This is a genomic window from Micromonospora sp. NPDC006766 (assembly GCF_040636055.1).
Taxonomy (GTDB): Bacteria; Actinomycetota; Actinomycetes; order Mycobacteriales; family Micromonosporaceae; genus Micromonospora.
In genome coordinates this window covers 1-3,076 of sequence record NZ_JBEYIX010000123.1, presented here as the reverse complement: position 1 = coordinate 3,076, position 3,076 = coordinate 1, and the positions used below count along the sequence as shown (strand labels likewise).

1 protein-coding gene and 1 pseudogene are annotated in these 3,076 nt (G+C 67.9%); both read left to right on the top strand.

Annotation, left to right across the window (positions count from 1 at the left end; genetic code table 11):
• The first annotated feature begins 260 nt into the window (after positions 1-260).
• Positions 261-1,918: pseudogene (istA, locus tag ABZ671_RS32590) on the top strand (IS21 family transposase).
• Positions 1,915-2,748, top strand: a complete 834-nt coding sequence (istB, locus tag ABZ671_RS32585; protein WP_357865373.1) for an IS21-like element helper ATPase IstB — start codon at positions 1,915-1,917, stop codon at positions 2,746-2,748. Before istA ends, istB begins: the two are co-directional and overlap by 4 nt.
• Positions 2,749-3,076: the final 328 nt, after the last annotated feature.

Below are 3,076 nucleotides of genomic sequence, written 5' to 3'. Positions count from 1 at the left end.
CTGATTTGACCAAGTAGTTCTGGCCCCACTGGGCGAACTTGTTTTGGCCCCACCCCGGTCCCGTGGCGCGGTGTACCAACTTGTTTGGCTCCACACGGCCGTCGATGGGCGCGTAAGGACCGATCGGGGTTGGGCAACTTGTTTTGGCCCCACCTCGACCGGGGGTGCTCATCACGCGACACGCCGTGATGGCTGCAATGCCGGTTGTGGTCTGATTTGGGGTGGGATTCTGCACCATCGGTCGTGTCGGGAGGCCGTTGGTGCTGTCACGTGTTGAGTTGTTCGAGAGAATTCGTCGGGATCGTCGGCTGGAGCCGAATGTCTCGCAGCGGGAGTTGGCGCGTCGGCATGGCGTGCATCGCCGTGCGGTGCGGGCGGCGTTGGCGTCGGCGGTTCCACCGCCGCGTAAGCAGCCGATGAGGACGCGGGCGTCGGTGTTGGAGCCGGCCATGGGCTGGATCGACGCGATGTTGCGGGAGGACCTGACGGCGCCGCGTAAGCAGCGGCACACGGTCCGGCGGATCCATGACCGGCTGTTGGTCGAGTACGGCTTCAACCTGGCCAGCTACTCCACGGTCTGCAACTACGTCAACAAGCGGCGACCGCAGATCCTGGCCGAGGCTCGGGAAGGCCGGACGCATCTTGAGGGCACGGTGCCGCAGGTCCACGAGCCGGGCGCCGAGGCTGAGGTCGACTTCGCCGACGTGTGGGTGCGCCTGGCTGGCGAGCCGGTGCAGTGCCACTTGTTCACGCTGCGGTTGTCCTACTCGGGCAAGGCGGTGCACCGGGTTTACGTCTCCGAGAGCCAGGAGGCGTTCATGCAAGGTCATGTGGAGGCGTTCCGGGTCCTGGGTGGGGTGCCGACCCGGCACATCCGCTACGACAACCTCAAGCCGGCGGTCAACCGGGTCTGCTTCGGTCGCACCCGTATCGAGTCGCAGCGGTGGACGGCGTTCCGGTCGCACTACGGCTTCGACGCGTTCTACTGCATGCCCGGGATCGAAGGCGCCCACGAGAAGGGCGGAGTCGAGCACGAGGGTGGCCGGTTCCGGCGCACCCATCTGGTCCCGGTGCCCGAGGTCGACACCCTCGACGAACTCAACGAACGCCTCGCGGCGATCGACACCGCCGAGGACAGCCGGCACATCCACGGCAGCAACACCAGCGTCGGGTTCGACTTCGCCGTCGAGGAAAAGCTGCTGGCGCCGCTGCCGGCCGACGACTTCGACTGCGGTGTGACCCTGACCCCGACGGTTCGGCGGGACTCGCGCATCGTGGTGCGGCAGAGCTACTACTCGGTGCCGGCGAGGTTCATCGGCCGTCAGGTGCGGGTCAGTCTCCACGCCAACGAGCTGCTGGTCTTCGACCGCAACCGAGTCGTGGCCCGCCACCCCAGGCTGACCTGACCCGCCGCTACCACTACCGCGACGAGTTGGACCACTACCTGGAGATCCTGATGGTCCGCCCCGGCGCCCTGGCGGGATCGACCGGACTGGCCCAGGCCCGCGCCGATGGCACGTTCACCGCCGCCCACGACGCGTTCTGGGCTGCGGCCCGCGCCGCGCACGGCGACGCTGCCGGCACCCGGTCCCTGATCGAGGTGCTGCTGCTGCACCGGCGTATGTCGCACGAGGCGGTGCTGGCCGGCATCACCGCAGCCCTGCACATCGGCTCCAGCAGCCCGGAACTGGTCGCCATCGAAGCTCGCAAAGCCGACCGGCCGACCGGGCCGCTGCTCGACGACGAGGACCTGGCCGAACTGGCCGCACCCGACGACGACACGTCCGCCGCATCGCCGGCCACGAACGTGATCACCCTGCCCCGCCGCACGCCCATTCCGGATGATTCCCGACCTCTGCCGTCAGTGGCCGCCTATGACCAGCTGCTGAAGCTCCCAACCTCGAAAGGCACCGCATGAGCACCACCACCACGGCACGGCCACCTGCCCCGCCCCAGCCCCGTCCCGCCCGGCAGCGTGCGGTCGCTCCCGGCGAGGACCCGGTCGACGCCGCGATAGAGCAGGCCGCCCGCAGCCTGCACCTGCCCGCCATCCGCGACGGCTACGAGGAGGCCGTCGAGTATGCCCTGCGCGAGCGGTCCACCTACAAACAGTTCCTCGCCGACCTGCTCGGCACCGAGATCGCCCACCGCGAGGAACGCCGCAAGCTACGGCTGGTCCGCGAGGCCAACTTCTCCCGCCCCAAACGCATCGAGGACTTCGACCACAGCGCCAACCCGAACGTCTCCCCGGAACAGGTCAACACCCTCTGCGACCCTGCCTGGGTCATCGCCGGCCAGCCGCTCTGCCTCATCGGTGACTCCGGCACCGGCAAAAGCCATCTGCTCATCGGCATCGGCACCGCGATCGCCGAGGCCGGCTACAAAGTCCGCTACACCACCGCGGCGAACCTGGTCAACGAACTCGCCGAGGCCTCCGACGACCGCCAGCTCACCAAGGTCATCGCCCGCTACGGCCGCTGCGACCTGCTCTGTCTGGACGAGTTCGGCTACCTCGACCTGGACAAGGCCGGCGCGAAACTGCTGTTCCAGATCTTCACCGACCGCGAGGAACGCCGCGCCATCGCGGTCGCCTCCAACGCCCCCTTCTCGGAGTGGAACCGCACCTTCACCGACCCACGGCTCTGCGCAGCGATCGTCGACCGGCTCACCTACAACGCCCACATCATCGAGACCGGCACCGAGTCGTTCCGGCTGCTCACCACCACCGGCAAACGCCGCAAACGCTGACCCTGACACCACGACGGGGGCGACGCCGACCACGGCGGACGCCCCCGCTTCACGTTCCGGCGAACAAAGGCCGGGCCCGTCGGTCCGCCCTGTCGGGGAACGAACCAACCGGCCCGGTTCCCCACGATGCTACGACCCCACCCACCAGCGACCATGCAGCCGAGCCCATCCAAGTGGGGCCAAAACAAGTTGGAACCACCGCAGCTCAGACCACGCCATCGGCACCCCCAACCGCCCGACAAGTGGGGCCAGAAGAAGCTGCCAAACGATCACGGGTGGGGCCAAAACAAGTTCGCCCAGTGGGGCCAGAACAAGTTCTTACAAACAG